The 24,051-nt window shown below is 59.5% G+C and carries 12 protein-coding genes; all 12 read right to left on the bottom strand.

What is annotated here, in order from left to right:
• Window positions 1-33: 33 nt before the first annotated feature.
• Window positions 34-993, bottom strand: a complete 960-nt coding sequence (locus IEI95_RS10640) for a FecR family protein (protein ID WP_156532964.1) — start codon at window positions 991-993, stop codon at window positions 34-36.
• Between the two features lie 329 nt (window positions 994-1,322).
• Entirely contained in the window at window positions 1,323-1,865 is a 543-nt protein-coding gene (locus IEI95_RS10635) for an RNA polymerase sigma factor (protein ID WP_015918409.1), read from the bottom strand.
• Between the two features lie 293 nt (window positions 1,866-2,158).
• Entirely contained in the window at window positions 2,159-2,953 is a 795-nt protein-coding gene (locus IEI95_RS10630) for an ABC transporter ATP-binding protein (protein ID WP_156532965.1), read from the bottom strand.
• Window positions 2,943-3,926 carry an iron ABC transporter permease gene (locus tag IEI95_RS10625; protein ID WP_156532967.1) on the bottom strand — a complete coding sequence of 328 codons (984 nt, stop codon included), beginning with the start codon at window positions 3,924-3,926 and terminating at the stop codon, window positions 2,943-2,945. Before IEI95_RS10625 ends, IEI95_RS10630 begins: the two co-directional genes overlap by 11 nt.
• The gene (locus IEI95_RS10620) at window positions 3,923-4,951 is read right to left on the bottom strand and encodes an iron ABC transporter permease (protein ID WP_194416402.1); all 1,029 of its coding nucleotides are present in this window, start codon (window positions 4,949-4,951) and stop codon (window positions 3,923-3,925) included. The genes IEI95_RS10625 and IEI95_RS10620 overlap by 4 nt, the downstream gene beginning before the upstream one ends.
• On the bottom strand, window positions 4,948-5,838 hold the full coding sequence (locus IEI95_RS10615; RefSeq protein ID WP_234890994.1) for an iron-siderophore ABC transporter substrate-binding protein: 891 nt from the start codon (window positions 5,836-5,838) through the stop codon (window positions 4,948-4,950). Before IEI95_RS10615 ends, IEI95_RS10620 begins: the two co-directional genes overlap by 4 nt.
• A gap of 104 nt (window positions 5,839-5,942) precedes the next feature.
• Complete coding sequence (locus tag IEI95_RS10610; RefSeq protein ID WP_234934206.1) at window positions 5,943-8,258, bottom strand: TonB-dependent receptor; 2,316 nt, start codon at window positions 8,256-8,258, stop codon at window positions 5,943-5,945.
• Between the two features lie 288 nt (window positions 8,259-8,546).
• Window positions 8,547-9,383, bottom strand: coding sequence for a (2Fe-2S)-binding protein (locus IEI95_RS10605; RefSeq protein WP_234934205.1), 837 nt, complete (start codon window positions 9,381-9,383; stop codon window positions 8,547-8,549).
• Window positions 9,384-9,461: 78 nt separating this feature from the next.
• Window positions 9,462-10,175: a thioesterase II family protein gene (locus IEI95_RS10600; RefSeq protein ID WP_234934204.1), complete on the bottom strand. Its 714-nt coding sequence runs from the start codon at window positions 10,173-10,175 to the stop codon at window positions 9,462-9,464.
• On the bottom strand, window positions 10,172-11,863 hold the full coding sequence (locus IEI95_RS10595; protein WP_194416399.1) for a condensation domain-containing protein: 1,692 nt from the start codon (window positions 11,861-11,863) through the stop codon (window positions 10,172-10,174). The genes IEI95_RS10600 and IEI95_RS10595 overlap by 4 nt, the downstream gene beginning before the upstream one ends.
• A gap of 7 nt (window positions 11,864-11,870) precedes the next feature.
• Window positions 11,871-19,592 (bottom strand): non-ribosomal peptide synthetase, encoded by a 7,722-nt coding sequence (locus tag IEI95_RS10590; RefSeq protein WP_194416398.1) that lies wholly within the window; start codon window positions 19,590-19,592, stop codon window positions 11,871-11,873.
• A complete protein-coding gene (locus IEI95_RS10585) occupies window positions 19,589-24,010 on the bottom strand; it encodes a type I polyketide synthase (protein ID WP_156532983.1) in 4,422 nt (1,473 codons plus the stop codon). Before IEI95_RS10585 ends, IEI95_RS10590 begins: the two co-directional genes overlap by 4 nt.
• Between the last annotated feature and the right edge of the window lie 41 nt (window positions 24,011-24,051).

Raw genomic sequence — 24,051 nt, 5'->3', positions numbered from 1 at the left:
TGAACAGCCGTGACAGAGAGAGTTCTGCGGATATTATGACGGATGGATAACGATCAAGGGACCTAGACGTGTGACTTCCAAGCCAAGCGCCTTTTTGACGAAAGCAAGCGCGTCTTTGGTATCCGCAACCTTGATCGTACCGCTGACACGGCGACGCGCCAGCGCTGAACCCGCAATGATGATCCGGCCTCGGAAATGCCGGTTCATCTCCTCAACGACATAGGAAAGAGGCGCGTTGTCAACGGCGATTTGTCCGCGCCTCCATGCGAGAGCGACGAGGCCGTCGACCGGTGTCACGGCTGTCGTTTTCCTGGCGTAGTCGTAGATTGCCTGCTCGCCTTCGTTCACGCGCAGAGAGGCCGCCTGTTGACCGTCGCGTTCAAGCTGCACTGCATTCTCCGTGACCGTCACCTCGGTATCGTCTTTGCCGTAGCGAACATCGAACGCTGTGCCGAGTGCGATCACCTTTGTCTCACCAGCCACCACCGTGAAAGGTCGGTCGGGCGCATGAGCGACCTGAAAGAAGGCTTGGCCCCGCAGGAGGCGGATAACGCGGTGCCCCCCGGTGAAGTCGACGGCAATCGCCGAGGACGCATTGAGCTGGACGATGGAACCATCCTCCAGGGTACGAATGGGGGTTTCATCCGTACCGGCGATCATGTCCGCTTGCATGCGCAGCGGCCCATCGAATGCAAAGAAGGCGCCGGTTGCAAGGGCTGCCACCAACAGTGTTACGATGATTGGCTTGACCATAGTGCGAGGGCGCATGTCGATATCGGCTAGACCAGGATCGGACTGAATGGCGCGGCCAGCGTCGCCCATCACAAACTCGGCTGCGCTGTAGGTCCGACAGTTTTCCGGATCGCGCTTAAGCCATGTCTCAAAGAGAGCCCGGTCGTCCGGCGATTGGTTGGGGTCACCGTTGCGCAAAAGCCAGTCGGCCGCCTCGCGGTTTCGTCTTTTCCGACTGTCACTAGATTCCTTGACCGGCATGGCTTACTCCAGACGCATCCTACGACCTCTACAGTGTCATACGCCGTATATGGCGCACAAAAACTCGCTGTAGTGCTTTATATCTGCTGCATAATTATCGCTCTAAATCGATTTCGATTTAAGGCAGTATACAGTAGACGTTTGACATCCACGGATTGGGACACTGACAACTGTCCAATCGCAAGGATGTGACCTTTCTGCGTTCACGATACGGGATTCTTTGGGGATCAAGAGTTTGTCAGGGAAAAGTGGCCACCGGTTTTCCCGAAAAGACAAACGAAAACGAAAGAAACGAGAGTCTGTCTGGTTCAATTTGAACCTGACTGACTCTAGAGAATCCGGTCAAGGCAATGGGCAAACGCACGCCGCAGGTGCCGGTCGACCATGTTTCTGGATATGTTGAGCCTGGTGCTGATCTGGTCTGGTGTCAGATGATAAAGGCGATGGAGAATGAAGACGACACGTCGCCTCTCCGGCAGTTCCGCAATTGCTTCGCGAAGGGCTGCAAGCCGCGCTTCTATTTCCAGAGTGTGGTCCGGCGCGTGCCCGGTGCTTGCCGCCGAGAGGGCCTCCCGCTCCGATCCTGAGAACAGCCGGGCTTCCTTCGTTTCCCTGCGTTGGCGGTCAATGCCGAGATTGATGGCGGCACGGCAGAGAAAGGCCTTGATCGACCGCTTGTTCAGGAGAACCTCCGGTTTGGCGGCGAGCTTCACGTAGAGATCGTGCACCACGTCGCGGGCCGTTGAACTCGGGTGTCCCCGGCGGCGCACCGCATTGGTAATATCAGCATAGTGTGCTTCCATGGCTCGATTGAGCAACTCGCTGCTGTCAACGGTGTCCCAGACAAGGGACGAAGAGGAAGATCTCGACATCTGCACATGGTTCCCAGCGAACGGTAGGTCAGGATAGACGCGGCTGAACCGTCATGGGGAATGGCTAGACAATCCCGAAAAGGCGTGCAAGTGCAATACCTTAGAAATATGCCACTTCAGTCTGCTGCTGTGGAATAAAACAAGACTGTAAAACTCATCTTTGTGTCTGATTTTCTTGCCTGAATCCGTCTGATCGACTTCACCTGCTGGTGGCAAAGCAAGCCGGACCTCCTCGAAAATAGCAAGGAGTGTGATATTTTTGTGACATTCCGCACTCTCTCAGGGAGAGGTTCTCAAAGCGGAATGCACAAAGGCGTTCCGGCAACGGGATCACGGATCACCATGCTCTTGACGTTAAAGACATCGGCGATCATCTCTGCGTTAATGACCTCACTAGGCGTTCCGGTAGCCCTGATACGGCCACCTTTCAAGAGAGCAATGTGTTCGGCGTAACGCGCCGCCTGATTGATGTCGTGCAGCACGGCCACGACTGTCTTGCCGCGCTTTGCGACCAGCATCGTAATCAGCTTCATCAGTTCAATCTGATGTTCGAGATCGAGATAGGTTGTTGGTTCATCGAGAAAGATAGTCTGGCCTTGTTGGGCCAGCGTCATGGCAATCCAGGCCCGCTGCCGCTGACCGCCGGAAAGGGTGTCCAGCATGCGGTTTGCAAGATCGGTTGTGCCTGTCAGCATGAGGGCCTCGTCGCACGCCTGCTGATCCTCAGGAGACCAGCGACTGAAAAGTGACTGATGCGGATAGCGCCCTTGACGGACGAGATCGCCAACGGTCAACCCCTCAGGCGCGACAGCCCCCTGCAGCAACACGCCCACTTTTCGCGCCACCTCGCGGGTGGAAAGCTGCGATATATTAAAGCCATCAAGGATAATGGTGCCGGCCGATGGTTTCATCAGCGCTGCGAAGGCGCGCAGGATTGTCGATTTGCCGCTGCCATTGGGGCCAAGCAGCGCTGTAAAGCGCTGTTGCGGGATCGCAAGATCGAGATTTTCGACGATGCGGCGATCGCCATAGGCAATGTCGACGCCATTGCTGATGATCCTGGGACCGCCTTGCAGATCAGTGGTCATGGCGACGTCTCCAGAGAATATAGCCAAAGAAGGGAGCACCGACGAGTCCGGTCACGATTCCGGCCGGGAGCTGCGCTGGGGCCAGGATGACACGACCGATGAGATCCGCGGCGACGACGAGGCAGGCACCGACGAGAGCGGCGACGGGCAGGATACGAGCGTGGGACACCCCTGCCAGCCGCCGCGCGATGTGTGGCGCGACAAGGCCGACAAAGCCGATGAGACCGGACACGGCAATGGCGGCACCAGAGAGTACGGTCACCAGCAGGATCATCAGCCCCCGTATGCGATCGACGGGCTGGCCGAGGCTCCTTGCACTATTGTCGCCGAAGCGGATGAGATCGAGCTCCCGCGCTGCGAGAAGGGTGAGTGCGATTGGCACGATGAGCCAGAGCGCAAGCAGCCGAACCTTGACCATGTTGGCGTCGTAGACGCTGCCCGCTAGCCATACCAGCGCCCGCTGGACGTCGCCAATGTTGCCGAAGGCTGACAGGAAAGTGGTACCGGCGGAGGCGAGGGCGGAAAGCCCGATGCCGATCAGGATGATACGCAGCGAGGAGGTGCCGCTGCGCCAGGCGAGCGCAAAAACGGCAAGGGCCATGGCGCTGGCACCCACGAAGCCTGCCACTTGCAGAAGCGCCACAGGCGGATCATTGATCAATACAATGACAGCCATGGCCGCAGCAGCCGCACCGCTGTTGATGCCCAGAACGCCCGGATCAGCAAGCGGATTGCGCATGATGGCAATGCTGATCGTTCCGGCGAGCGCGAGTGTGACGCCAACGAGGAGCGCCAAAAGAACGCGCGGAAGGCGTAGATCCCAAACAATCATTTCGCTCTGCACCTGGGCACGGCCCGTGCCCATCAGCACATCGTAGAGTTCTTGCCAACCCAAGGACACGTCGCCAAAGGCGAGACTTGCCGCGACGAGACCTGTGAGCAGAAGTATCAGGACGAAGAAAAGCCGGATCATGCTCCATCCCTTAGCCGCGTGCGGGCGAGATAGAGGAAAAACGGCGCGCCGATCAACGTAATGGTGACGCCGACCGGAAAGCTCTGGCTTCCAAACACCAATCGTCCGGTCGTATCTGCCACGATCACCAGCAACGCCCCGCCGAGTGCTGAAAAAGGAATGATCCAGCGATAGTCGACGCCGACACACATTCTCGCAACATGGGGCACGACAAGCCCGACGAAGCCAATCGGTCCGGCAAGTGCGACGGCACCCCCGGCAAGAAAAATGACCACGGTGACCGATAGGCCCCGCCAGACGATTGGGTTCTGGCCGAGCGCGCGCGACGTATCCGCGCCAAGGCTGATTGTCGTCAGATGACGGCCAAAGGGCAGGGCAGCGATCAGCCCGGCAATGATATAGGGCGCAACGGTCTTGACCTGCTCGATGTTTCGTCCCGTCACCGAGCCTGCGGTCCAGAGGCGCACGGCATCAAGAGTACTCTGGTCAAAGATCAGCATAACGGTGGTCACAGAGGTCAGGAAGGTCGCAACGATAGCTCCCGCCAGCACGAGCCTGAGGGGGGATTGCCCCACCATTCCCATCGAACCCAGCGCATAGACAACGGTCGCGGCGATGGCTGCGCCGAGAAAAGCAAACCAAACGTAGATGTCGCCGATACCGGCACCGAAAATGGCCATGACGGAGACGACTGCAAAGGCTGCGCCTGCGTTGATGCCGAGCAGGTCCGGTGAGGCGAGGGGATTGTTTGTCACCGCCTGCATGATGGCACCAGAGACAGCCAGTGCGCTACCTGCCAGCAGCGCCGCAAGCGCACGTGGCAGGCGAATGGTCATGACGATCAGGTGATCCCGCGACGTCTCGGATGCGAAGAGTGCCGAGATGACTTTGGCGGGCGGCATCATCGTCGCTCCGAGTGAGATGGCGATCACGGTGGCAAGCATGAGCAGACAGAGTAATGCGGCAAGCGCAAGCACTCGTCCTGCATCGGTTTCTGCAATATAGCCAGCCGTGCGGTCGGTCATGGGGCCGTCAGGATGAAGCGTTCGACATCGTCGAGGATACGGTTCGCCGAACTGATGCCGTAGAAGCTCTGCCAAGGGCCGCGATCGACCCGATAGGCGCGACCTTCACGAACAGCGGGCAGCAATTGCCAGAGAGGGTTCTCCGTCACCTGCTTTTCCAGCACGTCATCCGGCCCGCTTTCGAAACCGCTGGCGGAAACGTAGAGCAGCACGTCGCCATCAAGATTTGCCAGCTCCTCCCAGTCTGGACGCTTTACGATCGTGCCGTCAGTCACGGTCTCGTAGGCCGTTCGCTTTACGCCTGCTTCATGCAGCACCGCGAAGGGGGCGTAGGCGTTCGGTCCGTCGACAAACACGACAAACCGGTCAGGGGCCAAACGGACGGTAGAGACCGTGAGTTTCTTGTCTTTCATGCGTTCACGAATGGCCGATACACGGTCATTGTAGGCCGCCAAAGAACTCCTCGCCACACCTTCACGACCGGTCACTTCGGCAAGGCGCTGGAGATAGACCTTCCAGTCCATATGCTTGAAAAGCACCGTTGGTGCAATCTTGGCAGCCTGTTCGTAGATGCCGGAATGGGCCTCCGCCGAACCGATGATAAGATCCGGTTTCAAGGCTGCGACACGCTCGAGGCTTGGCTCCCTGGGATTGCCGAGATCGACCATTTTTTCGGCCCTGACCACATCGAGCACTTCGCTTTCCGTGATTGCCATATAGGGGGTCGCGATGACAGGTGCCTTGAGTTCGATCAGCATTCCAAGCGTTATCAGCGGGTCGAGCGTGACGATCCGTTTTGGCGCTGCCGGAATGCAGAGGGGCGGATTGTAGACATCCTCAGTCAGCAAGGTCCCCTGGCAGGCGGCCTGCGCCAGTGAACCGGTCATAAGAAACGCGAGGAGAAACAGACAGAAACGCAAGAGGCCCACCATTTTGTCGCCGGAAATCGAAAACGGCTGCGGGGGTAATGCCCCCCCGCAGCCCGAGATAATCAGAACTTGGCCCGAAGGTTCAATCCGAATGATCGACGCTTGCCAGCCTGGCCGTAAGGCAGCGAGTAATCCGGATCAATTAGGGTGAAGTATTTTTCATCCGTCAGGTTCTCCGAAAACAGCGTCACCTGCCAATTGTCCTTCTTGAAGCCCACCTGCGCGTTGACGATGAAGCGCGCATCGATCTTGTACATGCCGTTCGTGCCGAAGCGCGAATTATAGCTCGTTGTGTACTTGGCATCGGCTCCGACAAAAACACCATTTTGGAACTCATAACGGCCGCCAAAGCCCAGGCTCCATTCCGGTGCTTCGGGAAAGGACTTGCCGTCCTGCGGTTCGCTGAGTGCTGCATGATTGAAGTCGATGAACTTGGTGTTGAGGTAACCGACCGATGCAAAGGTGGTGAATTGGTCCGTGACCTGCATGGACGGTTCGATTTCAAAACCCCAGGAGCGAGATGTGGCGGCGTTCGAAATGATGCGATAACCGGGGATCGAGGGGTCAGGCCGGATCTCGACCTGCTGATCCGAATACTTAGTGTAGAACAGATTGGCATTCAACGTCAGGCGGTCGTCCAGCAGCGTTCCCTTGTACGACAGTTCAATGTTCTTGGAGTATTCGGGATCATAGGTGCCGAGTTCGCCCGTCACGCGGTCGAGATATGACCCACCCGAGCGGAAGCCTTCCGTATAGGTGAGCCCCACCTTCTGGTTGCTGCCGAACTCCTTGGATATGCCGACTTTAGGAACGAAATTGTACTCGGTAAGGGACGTCGGGTCACCAGTCAGGACAGGGGAGTCATCGATCAGACCGGAATAATTCTGCTGGTGGTCCTTGTCTCTCAAGTAATCCAGGCGTCCGCCCAGCGTCGCAAACCAGGTCGGCGCAAATTCGTAGGTCGCTTCACCGAAGATGGCCAGGTTCGCGGTTGTGCGGTGCTGCGTGTCATTCTGCTGGTAATAATCGAACGCAACGATATCCGTGGCACCATCCCACTTTTCGTAGCTGCCATAGATGCCGGTTACCCATTTCCAACGATCGCCTTCGTAATTCAGGCGAAATTCCTGGGTGAGGATGGAGTTGACATCCTCGCCGGTAATGCCGTTGACGACATTTTCGGTGCCATAATCAATCGAGCGCCGGTTGTTGATGCCATATTGATAGCCGGTCTGCGATGTGAAGCGCAGGGTTTCAGAAATGTCGTGGGTGACCTCAAGTCCGAGATTATGCGCCTCGGTCCAGCGATATTCGGTGTAGGTGACAGGTGCGTTATTGAAATCCCCCCGTCCCGAATAGAGCCCGACGAGTGCGTCGTTCGGCCGGTCCTTCGAGTAGGAATAGGTGAGGACTGCGCGGGTATCCGGCAGCTCTGACGGCGTCAAAAGCAGCTTGGCGCGCGCAATGCCGCTGATATCAGTGATCAGATCGTCGTAATTGTCGTATGACTTGAAATCGGAGTAGCTGGGCTGAGCCCTCGAACGTTCATAGGACCCGGACAGCCGCAGCGCGACCTGATCCTCTACGATAGGCGTGTTGACCGTGATGGCGGTACCCACGAGATGATCGGTACCAACGGTCGTGGAAACCTCGACTTCCTTCTCGAAGGTCGGGTCCTTCGACTTGATGTAGACAGCTCCGGTCATGGCGGCGCGGCCGGAGAGCGTCGATTGCGGGCCGCGATAGACTTCGACCTGCTCAACGTCCCAGAGATTGCGGGCGCCGAAGCGGGCATTGTAGCGCGTCTGAAGGATGCCATCGATATAAATGGAGCCCGCCGGCCCACCGGACGATACCAGGCCCTCGGAACTCATGCCGCGGATGACGAAACCAGCGTTGACTGTGGCGCTGTCCATCGTGTTCGCCATGCGACGAAACGTTTCCTGCGTGGTGCGGATCTGGCTATTCGCCAGGCTTTCGGCATTGAGAATAGCGACACTGCTTGTCGTACCGCCAAGCGTGGTCGCATTGCGGGCACCGTAGATCACGATGGGTTCGAGCAGGGTTCCTTCTTGCTCCGGGTTTTCTGAGGCGGAAGTCGTGTTCTGCAAGGTGACCCGGTTTTCGCCGGCAAAGCGCGCATCGACGCCTGTCCCGGCAAGCACGGCCTTCAAGGCCTGTTCAGGTGTCAGCGTCCCATTCACGCCGCGGGTTGATTTGTTTTGGGCAACCGACGCGTCGAACAGAATCTGGAGGCCCGTCTGGGCAGCAAGGCTGTTGAGCGCTGGAGTAAGCGGACCGGCCGGTACGGAAATCGCGTGCTGCGACATTTGAGCCTGCGCCTCTCGCACCATTGCCAGCAGGGCAGGTGTCAACATCACAAGCGTCGATCCTGCTAATAGGACGGCTCTGAGGCTCGCCCGGGCCTCGTGTGTAGTGGAAAAAGTCTTCGTCATAGAACCCCCAAACTCTCCGGTACTCAAGGCTTTGCAGCCCACCGTAAGGAGCAACGCCACGTTGTGCTCGGGAGGTAGACGATTGATTTTCCCGGTTTGGGACTCTGATCCCAAAAAAATCTCGAGGTTTTTAGAGTTTTTCAAGGAAAAGTGGTCGCAGGTTTTCACGAAAAAACAAACGAAAACAAAAGAATAGATAGTCCATCTGGTTCAGTTTGAACCTGACCTAATCTCATCAGCGACACCGAGATGTTGACGCATGGCCAGGCGCAACTCTTCGTCCCGCTCTGTCGGTGCCTTCAAGACACAGGTCGGACAGTATTCTCCGCCCTTGACGAGATAAAATCGGCAGCAGCCGCCGCGTTGACGGAAGGTGTATGAAAATTCCTGCTGGTTGTTGTCGAGCACGCTCAAATCGAAATAGTGGAGTTGACGGTTGGCTAGCGGCGAACCGGGCACTTTGAGGATCTGCATTGCGGACGCCTTGGCCGCTTCGACGCTGCCGAACCGGCGGCCGGAATCGAGAAAGCGACCGGCAATCGCATCAGCGGCGAGCCGCCAGAGCGCGGTGCAGGAGAGGCGGGTACGTGCATGGATCGCCTCGATGACGGGGCGGAAATGCCGCTCGATTTCGGCCCGGAACCGTTCTTCGGCAACAACGTCACCCAATTGGCCCTGCCAGAATGTCTCGTCGAGAAAACGGACATGGGCGCGTCGCACCCGGTGCATCTCACCGTCATGCGGCTCTTGCGTCGTGTAGAATGAAAGCGCGACGCTTGCCGGAGAAAGGTTTGGGATGAGGCCAAAACCAGCGAAGATCGGCACAGTAGCGGCGGCCAGAATGTAGCCGTAGTCGGTCATCAACAGCGCCGCAGCCGTCTTGATGTCGGTGCCTTCGTTCAGCGATTGTTCGAAGGCGAGAAATTCATCAAGCGCCGCCTCGTCGGAAAAGAATGCCTCGGCTGTCGTCCATCCTGCGTCCGCCGGACCGATTTCCGCACGAACATCCGGCATATAGGCGGCCTGCGCCTCGAGCGCGCGCTGCACCAATGTCTCCTGCGACCTTGGTAATTCCGTCGCGGCCGTCATCGCTTAACCCTCACGCCGTAGGCGATTTTCGCCAGTTCAGAACCACAGAGTTTCCAATCGTGCAGGCAGCGTGTCAAGCACCGAGCGCTCCAGCATATGCGACCCCGCGACCTGATGCAGGCTCGTGCCGCCGGTCACGAAATCACACCAGGCTGCGGCGGCCTGCCTGTTTACAAAGGCGTCTCCATCGGAGAGGAAAATATGGGCGGGACAATCGAGCGTGCCGCGCGTCGCATCATGGGTATAGGTCTCGCATATTCTGAAATCATTGCGCAGCACGGGTTCAAAAAGCTCCATTGCGTCGGGATTATTGAGGATTTCAGCGTCTGTTCCGCCGAGATCGATGAGCGCTTGGCGAAAGGCGTCGGCTTCCATCGTGTGGAACGGCTCTCGCTCATAGACCATGCGGTCCGGCGCATTGCAGCCGAGCGCGAAAAACACCTCGGGCATCGGAGAGCCTGCCGCTTTGAGCCGACGGGCGATTTCATAGCCGAGGAGGGCACCCATCGAATAGCCGAAAATCGCATAGCGCCCGCCGATATAAGGCTCAAGCTCAACGGCCAGTTGATCGGCAAGCGCGTCAATTGACCTCGGTGCCGGTTCGCTATAGCGCGCTTCGCGGCCCGGCAGTGCGACCGGATGCACCGTCATCGTGCTCGGCGCGGTTTGTACCCAGTTGCGGAAAAGCCCGGCCCCGGTGCCTGCTGGCGGCAGGCAAAGAAGCACGGGGCGTGATGGCGTTATAGTCATATGTCAATCTCGATATGGTCTGTGGTCTGGGGGACTTGCGGGCGAAGGCTGTCAATATAGGCCGCAAGGTCGGCAAGGACGGGGTGCTCAAACAGGACGCGCATTGGCACCGGAACACAAAACGCGCCGCGAAGTCGGCTGGCGACACGCACGGCAAGGAGCGAATGGCCGCCTAGCTCAAAGAAGTTAGCCTGCCCATCAAGGGGACCACATTTGAGCACCTCCGTCCAAATTTGCGCCAGTGTGATTTCAGTCGCGGAAGGCGTTGCAGATTTCGGGATGCCCGATGGTGCCTGTTTCAGTGGCATCAAATGGGTGCCGCCCCCAGAACCGCCCTCAGAGAGACCGTCGACCGCCATCACTGACGGCAGTTCATCCAGAATTGCGCACACATCTGTGGTGGATGAGCGGATCATGATGGAGATAATATCAACCAGTCGTTCAAGCAGAGCCGCTGCGGTCTCAGATGCGAGCATGTCGCGGCTGAAACCGGCCATCAGCGTCAGGCCCGTCGGGTGCGGTGTTGCCCAGAGCGTGAGCGGAAAATGGGTTCGCTCGTCAAAGTCGATGCCTTCAGTTTTGAGCAGTGCAGGCGCATCCGTCCGCTTCGCCTGCGCCGGGAAATTCTCAACAACGAGCAGCGTGTCGAAAAGCGAAACGCCCGGCCCCTGGATAGCGGCGAGCGGCACATGGTCGTGCTCGCCTGTTTCGGCATGGGCTTTCTGAAGGGTTGCAAGCCAGCCAGACACGGATTGGCCCTGCTTGATTTGAACACGGACGGGCAGCGTATTGATGAAGAGGCCGATCATCGTCGTCGCGCCCTCCAGCGTCGCCGGGCGCCCGGCTGTCGTCGTGCCGAAAACAAGGTCACGGCTACCTGTCTGGCGTGCAATCAGCAAACTCAACGCGCCTTGCAGCAGCGAGTTGAGTGTCAGCCCATGGGCGGCACCATAGGCCAGCATGGCCTCATGCAGCGGCTTTGGGACTTCCCGGCAGAGCCGCTCGAACTGGCCTGTCGCTTCCCCTGACAGAAGCCGGGTTGTGCCCGCAAAACCCTGAAGTCGATCCTGCCAGAAGCGAAGCGACACGGCCCGCTCGCGTTTTTTAAGCCAACCGATGTAATCGCCGTAAGGGCGGGCGGGCGGAAGGGCTGGCTCGGTCTTGCCTGTGGCGCGCCGGTAGAGCGAGAGCACTTCGTCGAGCAATTGACGGATCGACCAGCCGTCGAGGATGATATGGTGGTAGCAGACAACCATGATCGACTGGTCTTGTCCGGTTCGAATCCATTGCACCCGGATCAGAGGCGGACGGCGCAGGTCAAACGGCTCGGCCCTGTTGGCGCAAAACAGCGCTTGCAGCCGTTCACGCTCGCTTGCAGCATCGCTGCCGGTCCAGTCGAGCATATTGAATGTCACCGGAAGGCTGCGGAAGGCAATTTGGAACGGCTCGTCGCGCTCCTCCCAGAAGAACCCCGAACGCAAAATCGGATGCCGGTCGATTGCGCCTTGCCATGCCGCCTTCAGAGCGTCCGCATCGACCGTGCCGGTGATGCGCAGCGCCGTTTGCGGCATGTAGAGGCCGTCGCCGGGGGAAGACACCGAATGAAAAAGAATGCCCTCCTGCATCGGGGCAAGCGGATAGATGTCGGCGATGTTGTTGCGCTCAAGGCGCTGGCTCGCATTCTGCATGGTGCCCTCAGAGATTGCGCAGGATGGCTTCGAGGTCATCCTGATCAAGTGTCATGTGCTTGAAGTCTGCTGGTGTGTAGCCGGCTTCGGTTGATGTCAGGCAGAAATCGACAAGGCTTTCGAGATGGTTTTGCAGTCCCGCCGCGAGCGTTTCGATTGTCTGCCGGTCGTGGATCTGCCGGGAATAGGCAAGGCGAATGCGCAAATGCCCACCGCTGACAATTGCATTGATGTCAAGCAGCACCCCGCGCCCATTGCGCGCGCCACGCGGATCGCCCGCCGGTTCAGTGGCGCGGGACAGCAACGCATCGCCGGAAAACAGCGTGTCCGTCTGGCCAAGATAGTTGAACCGGATCTCGGCAATATCCTCCAGCCGGGGCAATGCCACGCCCTTCAGATATTTCAGAACGCCATAGCCGATGCCGTCGTTTGCAACACGGCGGAGGCTTTCCTTGACCGAGAGCAAAGTGGTGCGCCTGTCACGCCCGGTGACATCGAAGAGAACAGGATAAAGGCCTGTGAACCAGCCGACGGTGCGGCTCAGATCAACGCCTTCGAACAGGTCTGCCCGGCCATGACTTTCAAGGATCAGCCGGAGCCTGTCGTGTCCGGTCCAATCGCGGATTGCATTATAAAGTGCCGCAAGCATGACTTCTTCGGCATCGATTGGATAGCAGGACGGCACGTCCCGAAGAAGGCGTCCGGTGAGGCCCGGATCGATCGTTAGATCAACGATGTCGGTGTCGCCAGCGCAATTGCTGCCCGAACGGTCCGTCGGGATCGCTGCGGTCTTGGCCTCGGTCATCGTGCGCCAATGGTCCTTTTCACCATCGAACACCGCGCTGTCTTTCAGCTCGCGCACCCAGCTATCAATGCCTGTCGTTCGGGGCGGCAAGTTCATCTCAAGACCGGCTTCACCCGCTGCGAGGCATGTTTGCAGGTCATCGAGCAGGATGCGCCATGAGACCCCGTCGATCACGAGATGATGCGCTGCGATTAGCAGCCGTTGCTCAAACCCGTCGATGGTCACAAGCGTGGCACCCCAAACCGGGCCATCAGTGAGATCGAAGCGGCGTTGCAGCGCATTCGCTTCGCTCAAAAGCACGGCATCGGCCTCGGTTACCATACAACGGGTGGAACGCAGCGGCGGTGCCCCTTCGGCTTCCGTCACGACCTGACGCCACTGTCCGTTTTGCTGGCAAAAACGGCCGCGCAGCGCATCATGGGTCTGGTGGAGAAGGTCCATGGCGTTTTGGAGCGTCTTCTCATTGATCACCCTGCCGGGTTTCAGCACCAGTGCCTGATTCCAATGGGCTATATCAGGATAATTCTGCTCAAAAAACCAGTGCTGTGCCGGGCCAAGCGGAATGTCGCCGCTCATTGGTCCGGTCTCGGGCAATTCTGTCGCCAGATCGGAGACGGATGCGGCAAGCGCTGCAAGCGTTGAATATTGGAAAATATCGCGTGGCTTAATGGCAATGCCGACCCGGCGGGCGGCAGCCACGACCTGAATGGCGAGGATTGAATCTCCGCCAAGCGCGAAGAAATTGTCGTTGCGTCCGACTGCCTCGCGTCCGAGAAGTTTCGCCCAGATCGCGGCGATCTTCTCTTCATAGCCATGGTGCGGCGTCTGGTCTTCTGTGACCGTCGTGGATTCATCCGATGGGTCGGGTAGAGACTTGCGGTCGAGCTTGCCGTTTGGCAGGCGCGGGAGCTTGTCCAGCATCGCAAAAAACGTCGGCACCAGATGGCGCGGCAGTTCTCGGCTCAGATGGGCAGAGAGCGCCGCCTTACCGACAGGTGCCGCCACCTCGATCCAAGCGGCGAGGCGGGCATAGCCGGTATTGTCACGCCAGGCATCGACCGCAGCACCTGTCACGCCGGGATAGCGCATCAGCACGGCCTCGACCTCGCCCGGCTCGATCCGAAAACCGCTGATCTTCATCTGACGGTCGGCACGGCCGAGATAGTCGAGATTGCCGTCGGCCAGCCGACGAACGCGGTCGCCGGTCTTGTAGAGCAGGGGGGCTTGGCCAGCCCTGTCAAACGGGTTCGGCAGGAAACGCTCCGCCGTCAGATCCGGGCGATTGTGATAGCCGCGCGCGATACCCTCGCCCGCCAGATAAAGCTCGCCCGGCATGCCGATTGGCACTTCGTTGAGCGCTGCGTCAAGAACATGGGCGGTGGTGTTGGTGATGGGCTTGCCGATATGGATGGGTAGCCCCGCGTCGTCGATCCGGCATCCCGTGGAATAGGTCGTGTCCTCGGAGGGACCATAGAGATTGTAAAGCGCCTCGACCTGTCCAGTGTCCAGAATCGCGCGTGCAAGGCTCGGTGGCAGCGGTTCGCCTGCGAGGCAGACCGTCTTTGCCTTGGCGGGCAACGGGCCGAACCGCATGAGTTCGGTCATCGGGGTCGGCACGGTGTTGATGAACGTGATCTCGTTGGCAAAGTCTGCGTCCGGCAGTTCGAAAAGATCGTCAACGATGAAGATTCGCCCACCGGCGGCAAACGTCACGAAAATTTCGAAGATGGACAGGTCGAAGCAGACGGATGTTGACGCCAGCATTCCGGCAAAGCTTTCCGCCGGGAACGTGTCGAGCGCCCAGTGTGTGAAGGCAACCGCATTGCGATGTTCGATTGCAACCCCCTTGGGCTGCCCTGTTGAGCCGGAGGTGTAGATGAGATAGGCGAGGTCGCTGCCTTCGGTCGTATGGGGCAGAGGGGTCCTGGAGACGGCCTGCGTTCCGTTCCAGATGGTGGTCGGATCGAGCGTTCGGATGTCGGCGAAATCATCGCGCTCCTCCTGCGTCAAAAGCAGGGAGAGGCTTGCGTCCCTTGCGACAAAGGCAATTCGTTCCTCCGGATATTTGGGATCAAGCGGCACATAGGCAGCGCCCGTCTTCAGGACGGCAAGAATCGAAGCAATGAGGTCGATGGTGCGCTCAAGGCAAATACCGACGGCACTGCCGCGCCCGATGCCAAGGGAGGCGAGATGCCGGGCGAGCGCCTCCGCTTGCCGATCAAGCTCTGCATAGGTGGCGCTCCGGTCCCGATCAGTCACGGCAATGGCATCGGGTGTGCGCTCGGTTGAGCGCGCAAAGAAGCCATGCAGGCTTGCTGGCACCGCATCATAGGTCTTTGCCGTCGCGTTCCAAGCGGCGATCTGCTGGCGCTGCCGCTCGGGCAGGCCGTCTATCTCGACCTGTGCTCGCTCAGGGGCCGATAACAGAGCCTCGACCAAGGCCGTGAAAGCCTCAGCCATGTGGTGGATCGTCTCCTTGCGGAAAAGATCGCTGCGATAGATCAAGGTGCCGGAAAACTGGTCGCCGCGATGGCGCAGGTCAAGCGTTAGATCGACCTTCGACGTTTCCTGTGCGAGCACCACCGGGGTAACCGTCAGGCCTTCAGGGCATGGGCTATGCGGCTCGTCGGCTTGCCAGGTGACCATCACTTGGAACACGGGATTGTGGCTCCAGCTTCGCTCGACCGAGAGGGCATCGACCACGCATTCAAACGGCGCGTCCTGATGGCGGAAGGCATCCAGAACGAGCAAACGTGTGGCCGCGACTTGCTGTTCGAAGCTTGTTGCAGCATCATGCGTCAGTTTCAGCGCCAGCGTGTTGACGAACAGCCCGATAACATCCTCCAGCGCGCGGTTTGGCCGCTCGGATACCGGGGTTCCGACGACGACATCGGACGCGCCGGAATAACGCGACAGCAGGGTCGAAAAGGCGGAGAGAAGCACCATGAAGGGTGTGGCGTCCCGCTCATGGGCAAAATTGACGAGCCGTGCTGTAAGCGCGCTATCGAGATGGAAGGGAATGCTGCCGCCCTTGAACTCTTGGCGCGCACCGCGTGGAAAATCCGTCGGCAGTTCCAGAAGCGGGGGGGCATGTTCCAGCAGGCGGCGCCAATAGTCGATCTGCTCGCCCAGCGGCTGCTTTCGCTGCCAAGCGGCAAAATCACCATAGCTCAGGGTAAGCGGTGGAAGGTCTGCCACTTTGCCCTGTCGGCCTGCATCATAGAACCGCGTCAGATCCCGCAGCATCAACTGAAGCGATTGCGCATCCGAGACAATGTGGTGGATTGCGACGAAAACAACGTGCTCGTCAGCGGAGAGACGGAAAATTCGGGCGAGGAAGAGAGGACCACTCGCCATGTTGAACGGTTGCCGGCATGCAGCAGCCAGCACTTCCGGCAAGGTGGCCTCATTCACATCCACGATTGCGATGTCAGGATCGCTGGTCCCACCGATCTCGACCACAGGTTTGCCATCGCGATTGACGATCCGCGTGCGCAATGCCGGATGGCGTGCGGCAAGGGCTGTGAATGCGTGTTGCAACACCTCCAGATCAAGCGCGCCATGAACGCGGATTGCGGCAGGAACGTTGTAGGCGGCACTGTCTGGCTCCAGCTCGGCCAAGGTCCAAAGCCGTTGCTGGGCAAAGGACAAAGGTATCGTCGCACTATTCGGGAGGGCATCGATGGCGCTTAAAGGTGCCGCCATTGGTGTCTCGTCACGCTCAAGGGCGGCGGCGAAATCCCTGAGGCGGGGGAATTCAAACAGTTTTCGCAACACGGCATTTGTCGGAAGCGATGACGACAACCGAGCAATCATGCGCATGGCCAGCAGCGAGTGACCGCCAAGCCGGAAGAAATTATCGTCCCGGCTGATCGAATCGATGGCCAGCACATCGGCCCATGCATCAGCGACACGCTGTTCCGTTTCGGTCTCTGGCGGGCTGGACCCGGTGGCGACTGTTGCGGCCAGCGATGGCAGTGCTGCGCGATCAATCTTGCCGTTCGGCTGCTGTGGCAGGCGCGGCAGGAAGCACCAGAGCGTCGGCACCATATGGACGGGGAGGACGTCGGACAGCGCCCGGCGCAGCTCGGTTTCGTCAAGCCTCACGCCGTCTTGGGGTTCGATGAAGGCGGCAAGCTGCCGATCAGTGCCTTGCGTGACAGCCACAACCGCCTTTTCGACGCCGTTAATCTGTTCGAGATTGTGCTCGATCTCGCCTGTTTCAATGCGCAAGCCGCGCACTTTGACCTGATGGTCAAGCCGCCCGCAAAATTCCAGATTACCATCTGCCCGGCGGCGGATGCGATCCCCGGTCCGGTAAAGACGGGAGCCGGGCTCACTCGAGAACGGGTTGGCAATGAACCGCTCAGCTGTTTGCTCAGGTCGGCCAAAATAGCCGCGCGCGAGGCCCGTACCGCCGAGATAAAGCTCGCCGGAAAGGCCAGGTGGGCGCAGGCGGCCAGCGCGGTCGAGAATATAGGCTTGTGTGTTTGGCAATGGCTTGCCAATGGGCACGACGCCGCCCTGATAATGATCGCCCTGCAAGGGGACTTCTGTTGAAAAGCAGGTATCCTCCGAAGGGCCGTAGAGATTAAGGATACGCAGGTTCGGGTAGTCGCGTTTCAGGATGGCAACGAGTGCTGCTGGTAGTGGCTCGCCGCAGAAGGTTGCCGTCTGCACGCTGTTTGGCAATCTGTGTTCTTGCAGCAATTCTTGCAGAAGGCTTGGGACCGTATTGATGAAAGTCACATCAACCTTGGCGGCAAGCTGCGGCAGTGCCAGAAAATGATCCGCGACAACGAGCGTGCCGCCGAGGACGAGGGGCGCATAGAGTTCGAAGATCGACAGGTCAAAGCTGATCGAGGTTGGCACCAACATACGCGCCACCTCTTCGCGGCTGAACCGCTCCCGCGCCCAATACATGAAGGCGACGACAGATCGATGCTCGATCGCGACACCCTTAGGTCTGCCCGTCGAGCCGGATGTGTAGATGATGTAGGCGAGATGGTTAGGGGAGACGGCAGGCCGTGCCTCCAGCCGGATGTCCGGCAATGTGGTGACATCAACGAGGGTTTGCGCTTGCGTGGCGAAGGCCGGGCGGTGATCAGTGAGCAGGATGGTAATCCCGCTATCCTCGGCAATGAAAGTGAGGCGGTTTGCCGGATAATCGGCATCAAGCGGCACATAGGCCGCACCTGCACGCATGATGCCAAGGATACCTGCGATCATCCGGGGTGAGCGGCGCATGCAAATGCCCACCCGGTCGCCGGGTTTCACACCAGCCGCAACCAGACTTGCGGCTATGCGCGAAGACTGCGCTTCGAGGTCGCGGTAGGACCATGTCAGGTCGCCATCGGTCACCGCGTCCGCATCCGGCGTTTGCTCGACCTGTTTCAGGAAGAGATCATGCAGGCATTCCTCCACCGGATAATTCCGCACTGGACCGGAACCGGAAGCGATGATGGCCGCTTCTTCCTCAGGTTTCAGCAGCGAAAGTGTGGAGAGCCGCCGCGAGGGGTCGCGCACCACAAGCTCCAGCAGGCGCTCAAAACGGGCAAGCATAGAGGCGATGGTGCTCTCGTCAAAAATCTGGCTCGAATATTCGATCTTGCCCTTGATGTCCGGCTGGTCGTCTTCGAGATTGAAGCGCAAGTCATATTTTGTGGCCACTTCGCGTAGCGGATAGGGTTCAATCGTCAGTCCATGCAGGCCCGGCGGCGGGGCAATGCTGTGCTGAATGTCGAATTTCACGTTGAAGAGCGGGTTCAGGTCCGAGAGCGAGCGCTCTGGATTGATCGCTTCGACAAGGCGCTCGAACGGAATATCCTGATGGGCAAGGCCACGGCGCACAGCATCGGCAACCTTCTGGAGCAGAACTGTGAAGGCCGGATCGCCGGACAGGTCGTTGCGGAAGACGAGTGTGTTGACCAGCGGCCCCATCATGGTCTGCGTCTCGGGCCGGTCGCGGTTGGCAACCTCGCTGCCAAGGATGATATCGTCGCTGTCGGTATAGAGATGCAAAAGCACGTTGAAGGCGGCAAGCAGCAATGTGAACAGACTGACATTCTGCTCGGCGGCAAGTGAGCGCAGCCTGAGCGACAATGCCCGGTCGATCAAAACGGGAAGATGCGCGCCGCTAAAGCTCGCTGTGAGGCTGTGCGGCCGATCCAATGGCAATTCCAGTACGGGCAGTTCGCCCGCAAGGCTTTCTGTCCAATAGGCGAGTTGGCTGGCAAGGGCGGGTCCGTCCAGTAAATCGCGTTGCCACAGCGTCCAATCGGCAAACTGCACCGGAAGGGGCGCAAGCACTGCCGCTGTTCCTGTGGCCTCGGCATGGTAGAGCGTTGAGAGATCGCGGGCAAAGACACCCATCGACCAGCGGTCGCTGATGATATGATGCATGCCGAGCGCCAGCACATGCTCGTCATCGCTTACCGCAACCAGTGTCGCGCGGATCGGCGGGCGGGTGAGATCATAGGGCGTCTCGACAAATGCTTTGAGCTGAAGACGGGCTTCCTTTTCCGGTTCTGGATGCTGTCGGCAATCGTGATAGCCAATATCAGCTGCGCCGGATGCCTCGACAATTTGCTGCGGCTGGCCATCCTCGCCCATCGTAAACCGCGTCCGCAGGGGTTCGTGCCGAGCAATGAGGGCGGCATAGGCGCGAGACAGGGCTGCGCGATCAAGCGGGCCTTTCAGCCGAAGTGCTAGGTTCATGTTGTAGGCAACGGTGCCGGGTTCCAGCTGCTGCATGAACCAGAGGCGTTTTTGCGCCGATGACAGCGGAACCGCAGCCTCACGATCCGCCCGCGGCTGGATGCCGGAGGGGGCGGGAACCGTGATGCCCTGTGCTTTCAGCTTCTGTTCCAGCAGCGCCCGCCGCTCTGGCGAAAGCCCGGCGATCTTGGCGAAAAGTTCGTTCATTGTGCATTTCCTCCGGCGAGAAGCCTGCTCACATCGGCGTCGGACAGGGTATCGACCTCATCGAGAAGATCGGCGAGGGCAGAAAGGTCGGTCTTCTGCGTCATGCGCTCCACAATCGATTGGGCGATGGCCGCAGCGGTCGGATTGTCAAAAAGCAGCTCGCGCATGGCGATATCGACGGGGAAGGCCTCGCGGAGTTTGGCAACGGCGCGAATGGCGAGCAGGGAATGGCCGCCGAGTTCATAAAAGCCGTCATCGGCCCCGATGGGTGACAGGCCAAGGATCTCTTCGAAAATGCCGATGATCCTCGCTTCGGTGTCATTGCCCGGCTTGCGGTAGGCGACACTGAGGGCGGGGCGTCCACGCCCGCCATCGGCTGGTTCTTGCGCGTCGATGTCGGACGCGACCGGGGGAATAGCCCCACCCGAAAGCATGGTCTGTCCGGTTGCGCCGTTTTCAATCAGGCATCGCGTCAGATCCCATGCGGCTTTCGTCGATATCGCGAAGGCGTTTGCACGGCCCGTTGCCTGCAAGGTCGTGCCGGGTTCCGCCTCGATCAGTGGATAGCCAATGGCAAACCATGGCGTGGTGCCATTCTTGTTCTCTTCGGCGACAATCCGGTCGATGGCGTGGTGCGTGGCGGCGTAAGCACCAAGGCCGAGCCCGCCAACGAGGGTTGAGAGCGAGGACTGCACGCAGCAAAAGCCAACTTTCCGTTTCGCCACAGCTTCACTGAGCGCACGAACCGGGCGCAGTTTGCTCGCGATATTATAGGCCCAATGGGCATCCGCCAGCTCACCAATCAGCGCGGCGGATTGATAGTTCGACTGCGGCAGGCTCAGAAAGATGCCGTCGATCCGGCCCAGTTCTGCCAAAACATCGTCCAGAGCGCCTTTCAAGGCGGCGGCATCGCCGCAATCAAGCTGCCGTTTGAGACGAGCCGGGTGTTCGAAAGCCGATGCCGTAGAGTCTTGAAGCAGAGCGACGGTTGCGCCGAGCCCAGACAGCGCATCAACCCAGGTCTTGCCAACGCCATCAACGATATCGCCGACGACCACATAGACGCCGTTTCGCTTGAAGTCCGGGCCGCCTTGCGGCGCGTCAAACCGTTCCGTTTCCGGCAGCCAGCGATGCGCGCCGCGCAAGGCGAGCACATCGTCTTTCCCCGACAGAGCGTCGCGAATGCGCCTCGCGATATCGACAGGCCGTGCAGCGTCGATGTCGATATGACGGCAATGGAGCGACGGATATTCTTGGGCTATCACCTGAAGAGTGCCAGCCGTCAGAGCCTGCGGAATATCGAGGTCTTCCAGACCCGTGACATCGGCTGCCGACCGGGTCAGAAGCGTCAGAGTGACCGCGCGGTCGTTCTTTGCCAGTTGCCGCACCAGCGCCAGAAGGGCTTGTGCCGCCGCTTCCGGGGCTTCTTGTGCGTTAGCTGTGAGAGGCCAGCCGAAGACGATATGGTCCGGGCTTGCTCCCCGCTCATCAAGGGTCTCAAAAAGGCTGGCGTAGTCTTCGCTGATCGTGGGGCGGAGGCTGAAGCAGCGGAAGTCGGGTTCACTGAACCCGGTGCCGATCATTGCGCGATAGGGTTCAGCACCGCTCCGCTCAAGCTCAGTGGCAAGCGTGGAGCCAAGCTGACCATCGTCAAAAACAAGGACGCGGCCCTTCAACCGATTAGGGCTGTGGTTCAATTGTGCACGCCGCCAATTGGTGCGGTAGAGGCCGGGGCCTTCAACATTTGCTGCCGTCTTTTTGGTCGTCGTCCTTGCGGTAACTGCACGCTCGCTATCCGCATCGACCCAGTAACGCTCACTTTGGAACGGATAGGTCGGAAGCCGTACGCGCCGCCGACCAGCCACTTCGGCTGAATCCAGAACGCCGTTCAATTGCCAGAACCGACCAACCGCAGACAAAACCTGCCCTGATTCATCCTTGCCTTCTGCAAGCGTCGCCACAATCCGGTTTCCATCGACGCCTGCCGCAGCGCTCAACGTGCCGAGTGCGCGACCGGGGCCGATCTCTATGAAAACAGGTGCTGCAAGGGATTGCAATGTGCGCGTACCGTCCTCGAAGCGGACGGGCTGCAACAGGTGACGCGCCCAATAGTCCGGGTCGGTCGCATCCTGTGCCGTCATCCATGTTCCCGTGACATTCGAAATCAGAGGCATTTGCGGCGCTGACAGGCGAACACCTGCAACGACATCGCGGAACTGTGCCGCCGCTTCCGTCATCATCGGCGAATGGAAGGCGTGGGAGGTTTTCAGCAGGCGTGCGGCAATGCCCTTTTCTTTCAGGCGCACTTGTAGGCTTGCGATTGCCTCCACCGGGCCGGAGACAACGCTGACACCGGGTGCATTGGCCGCAGCCAGCGTAATGACCCCGTCAAGCCATGGCGAGATCGGTTCATCCGCATGCATCACCGCGAGCATGGCACCGGGTGCTTCAGCCTGCATCAACCGCCCGCGCGCAACAACGAGCTGGAGCGCTGTTTCGAGGTCGAAGATACCAGCAAGGCAGGCGGCGACATATTCGCCAATGCTGTGGCCATGCAAGGCCGCCGGTTTGACGCCGTGGCTCATCAAGGCTTGCGCTAGCGCATATTCAACGGCAAACAGCGCTGGTTGGGCAAATGCCGTGCGGTCAAGGTCATCTGCGTTGGAAAACAGGCAGGCTTTGAAGTTGATCCCCATTAGCCGATCCAGTTCGGATGCGCAGGCGTCAAAGGGGGCACGAAAGGCTGGCAGGACGGCGTAAAGCGCCTTGCCCATTGCCGCATACGGGCTGCCCTGACCGGGAAACAGGAAAACGGCTTGCGCTGTCTCGCCTGCGGCCGTGCCGATTTGAGAGAGGTTGCGCAGGTTGCTGACAGCCTCTTTGGCATCGCGAGCAACTACAAAGCGGCGCTTGGAAAAATCGCGGCGGCCATGGCGCAGCGTGTGTGCAATATCCGCCAAGGCCGGGGCGGCTTTACAATCCAAGCCTGCGGCAAGGTGCGCTGCGAGGGCCTCGCTGCTGGCTGCAAGCTGCTCCTCGGTTCGTGCCGAAAGAAGCAACAGTTCCGGGCCGCTGCCTGCCTTTAATGCCGGGTTGGGTGGGGCCTCTTCCAGCACAACATGGGCATTGGTGCCGCCAATGCCGAAGGAACTTACGCCTGCGCGGCGCGTGCCGATCTGGTTGTCCCAGTCGCGCAGGTGCTGGTTGACGAAGAAAGGGCTGGCTGCGAAATCAATCTGCGGATTCGCCTTCTCATAGTGGAGGCTTGCAGGAATCCGCCGGTTTTTCAGGGCCAGCACCGCCTTGATGAAGCCTGCAATACCGGCGGCGGTGTCGAGATGGCCGATATTGGTTTTGACGGAGCCGAGCGCGCAGAAGCCCCGGCGCTCAGTATCACGACGAAACGCCTTGGTCAGTGCTGCAACCTCTATGGGGTCGCCGAGTCTGGTGCCCGTTCCATGGGCCTCGATATAGCCAATGGTGTCCGCACGCACGCCTGCCATGGCTTGCGCATCGGCGATCACCGCCGCCTGACTATCGACCTGCGGCGCGGTGAAGCTTGCCTTCAACGCGCCGTCATTGTTGATCGCAGAGCCAAGGATGACGGCGTCTATCGTATCGCCATCGGCAAGTGCATCTTCCAGCCGTTTCAGAACCACGATGCCCACCCCGCTGCCGGGAACCGTGCCGCTTGAGGCCGCATCAAAAGCGCGGCAATGGCCATCAGGAGACAGGATTCCGCCTTCGCGAGCGCGGTAGCCGGAGGATTGCGACAGTGCAATGCCGCCCGCCAGCGCCATGTCGCAATCGCCGGACAGCAGGCTTTGGGCGGCCATGTGGACGGCAACGAGCGAGGAGGAGCAGGCGGTTTGCACGGTGATGGCCGGGCCTCGCAGGTTCAGCTTGAACGCTGTACGGGTGGCCAGAAAGTCCTTGTCATTGCCGACGAACAGCTCATAGGGGCTGACGGTCTCGCGGATGCGGCTATTGTCATGCAGGTTGAAGACATAGGTATTGATGCCCGCTGCGGCGAAAACGCCAATCGGTCCTTGGGTGCGATCACCCACATAACCGGCGGCTTCCAACGCCTGCCAGGCGCACTCGAGGAAGACACGCTGCTGCGGATCGAGAATTTCAGCCTCGGCAGGGCTATAGCCGAAAAACCCCGCGTCGAAGCGATCCGCACCCGCCAGCGGTGTGCTGGCGGCGACAAAATCCGGTAATGCTGCCATTTCCGCAGAGACGCCGCGTTGCTTCAAAACCTCCGGCGAGAGGCGCTCGATCGATTCCACACCATCGACAAGGTTTTGCCAGAAGCGTTCAACATCCGGTGCTCCGGGAAAGCGGCCAGCCATGCCGATCACGGCAATATGATGCCTGTTGTCATCGGAAAGAGGGGCTGCGGACAGGTCATTCATAACAAGGTTCCTTGATCTGTTCTCTTGGGGCGCTCAAAAAT

The organism is Agrobacterium vitis, from assembly GCF_014926405.1.
Taxonomy (GTDB): domain Bacteria; phylum Pseudomonadota; class Alphaproteobacteria; order Rhizobiales; family Rhizobiaceae; genus Allorhizobium; species Allorhizobium vitis_H.
This window is presented reverse-complemented; position numbering and strand designations above follow the sequence as displayed.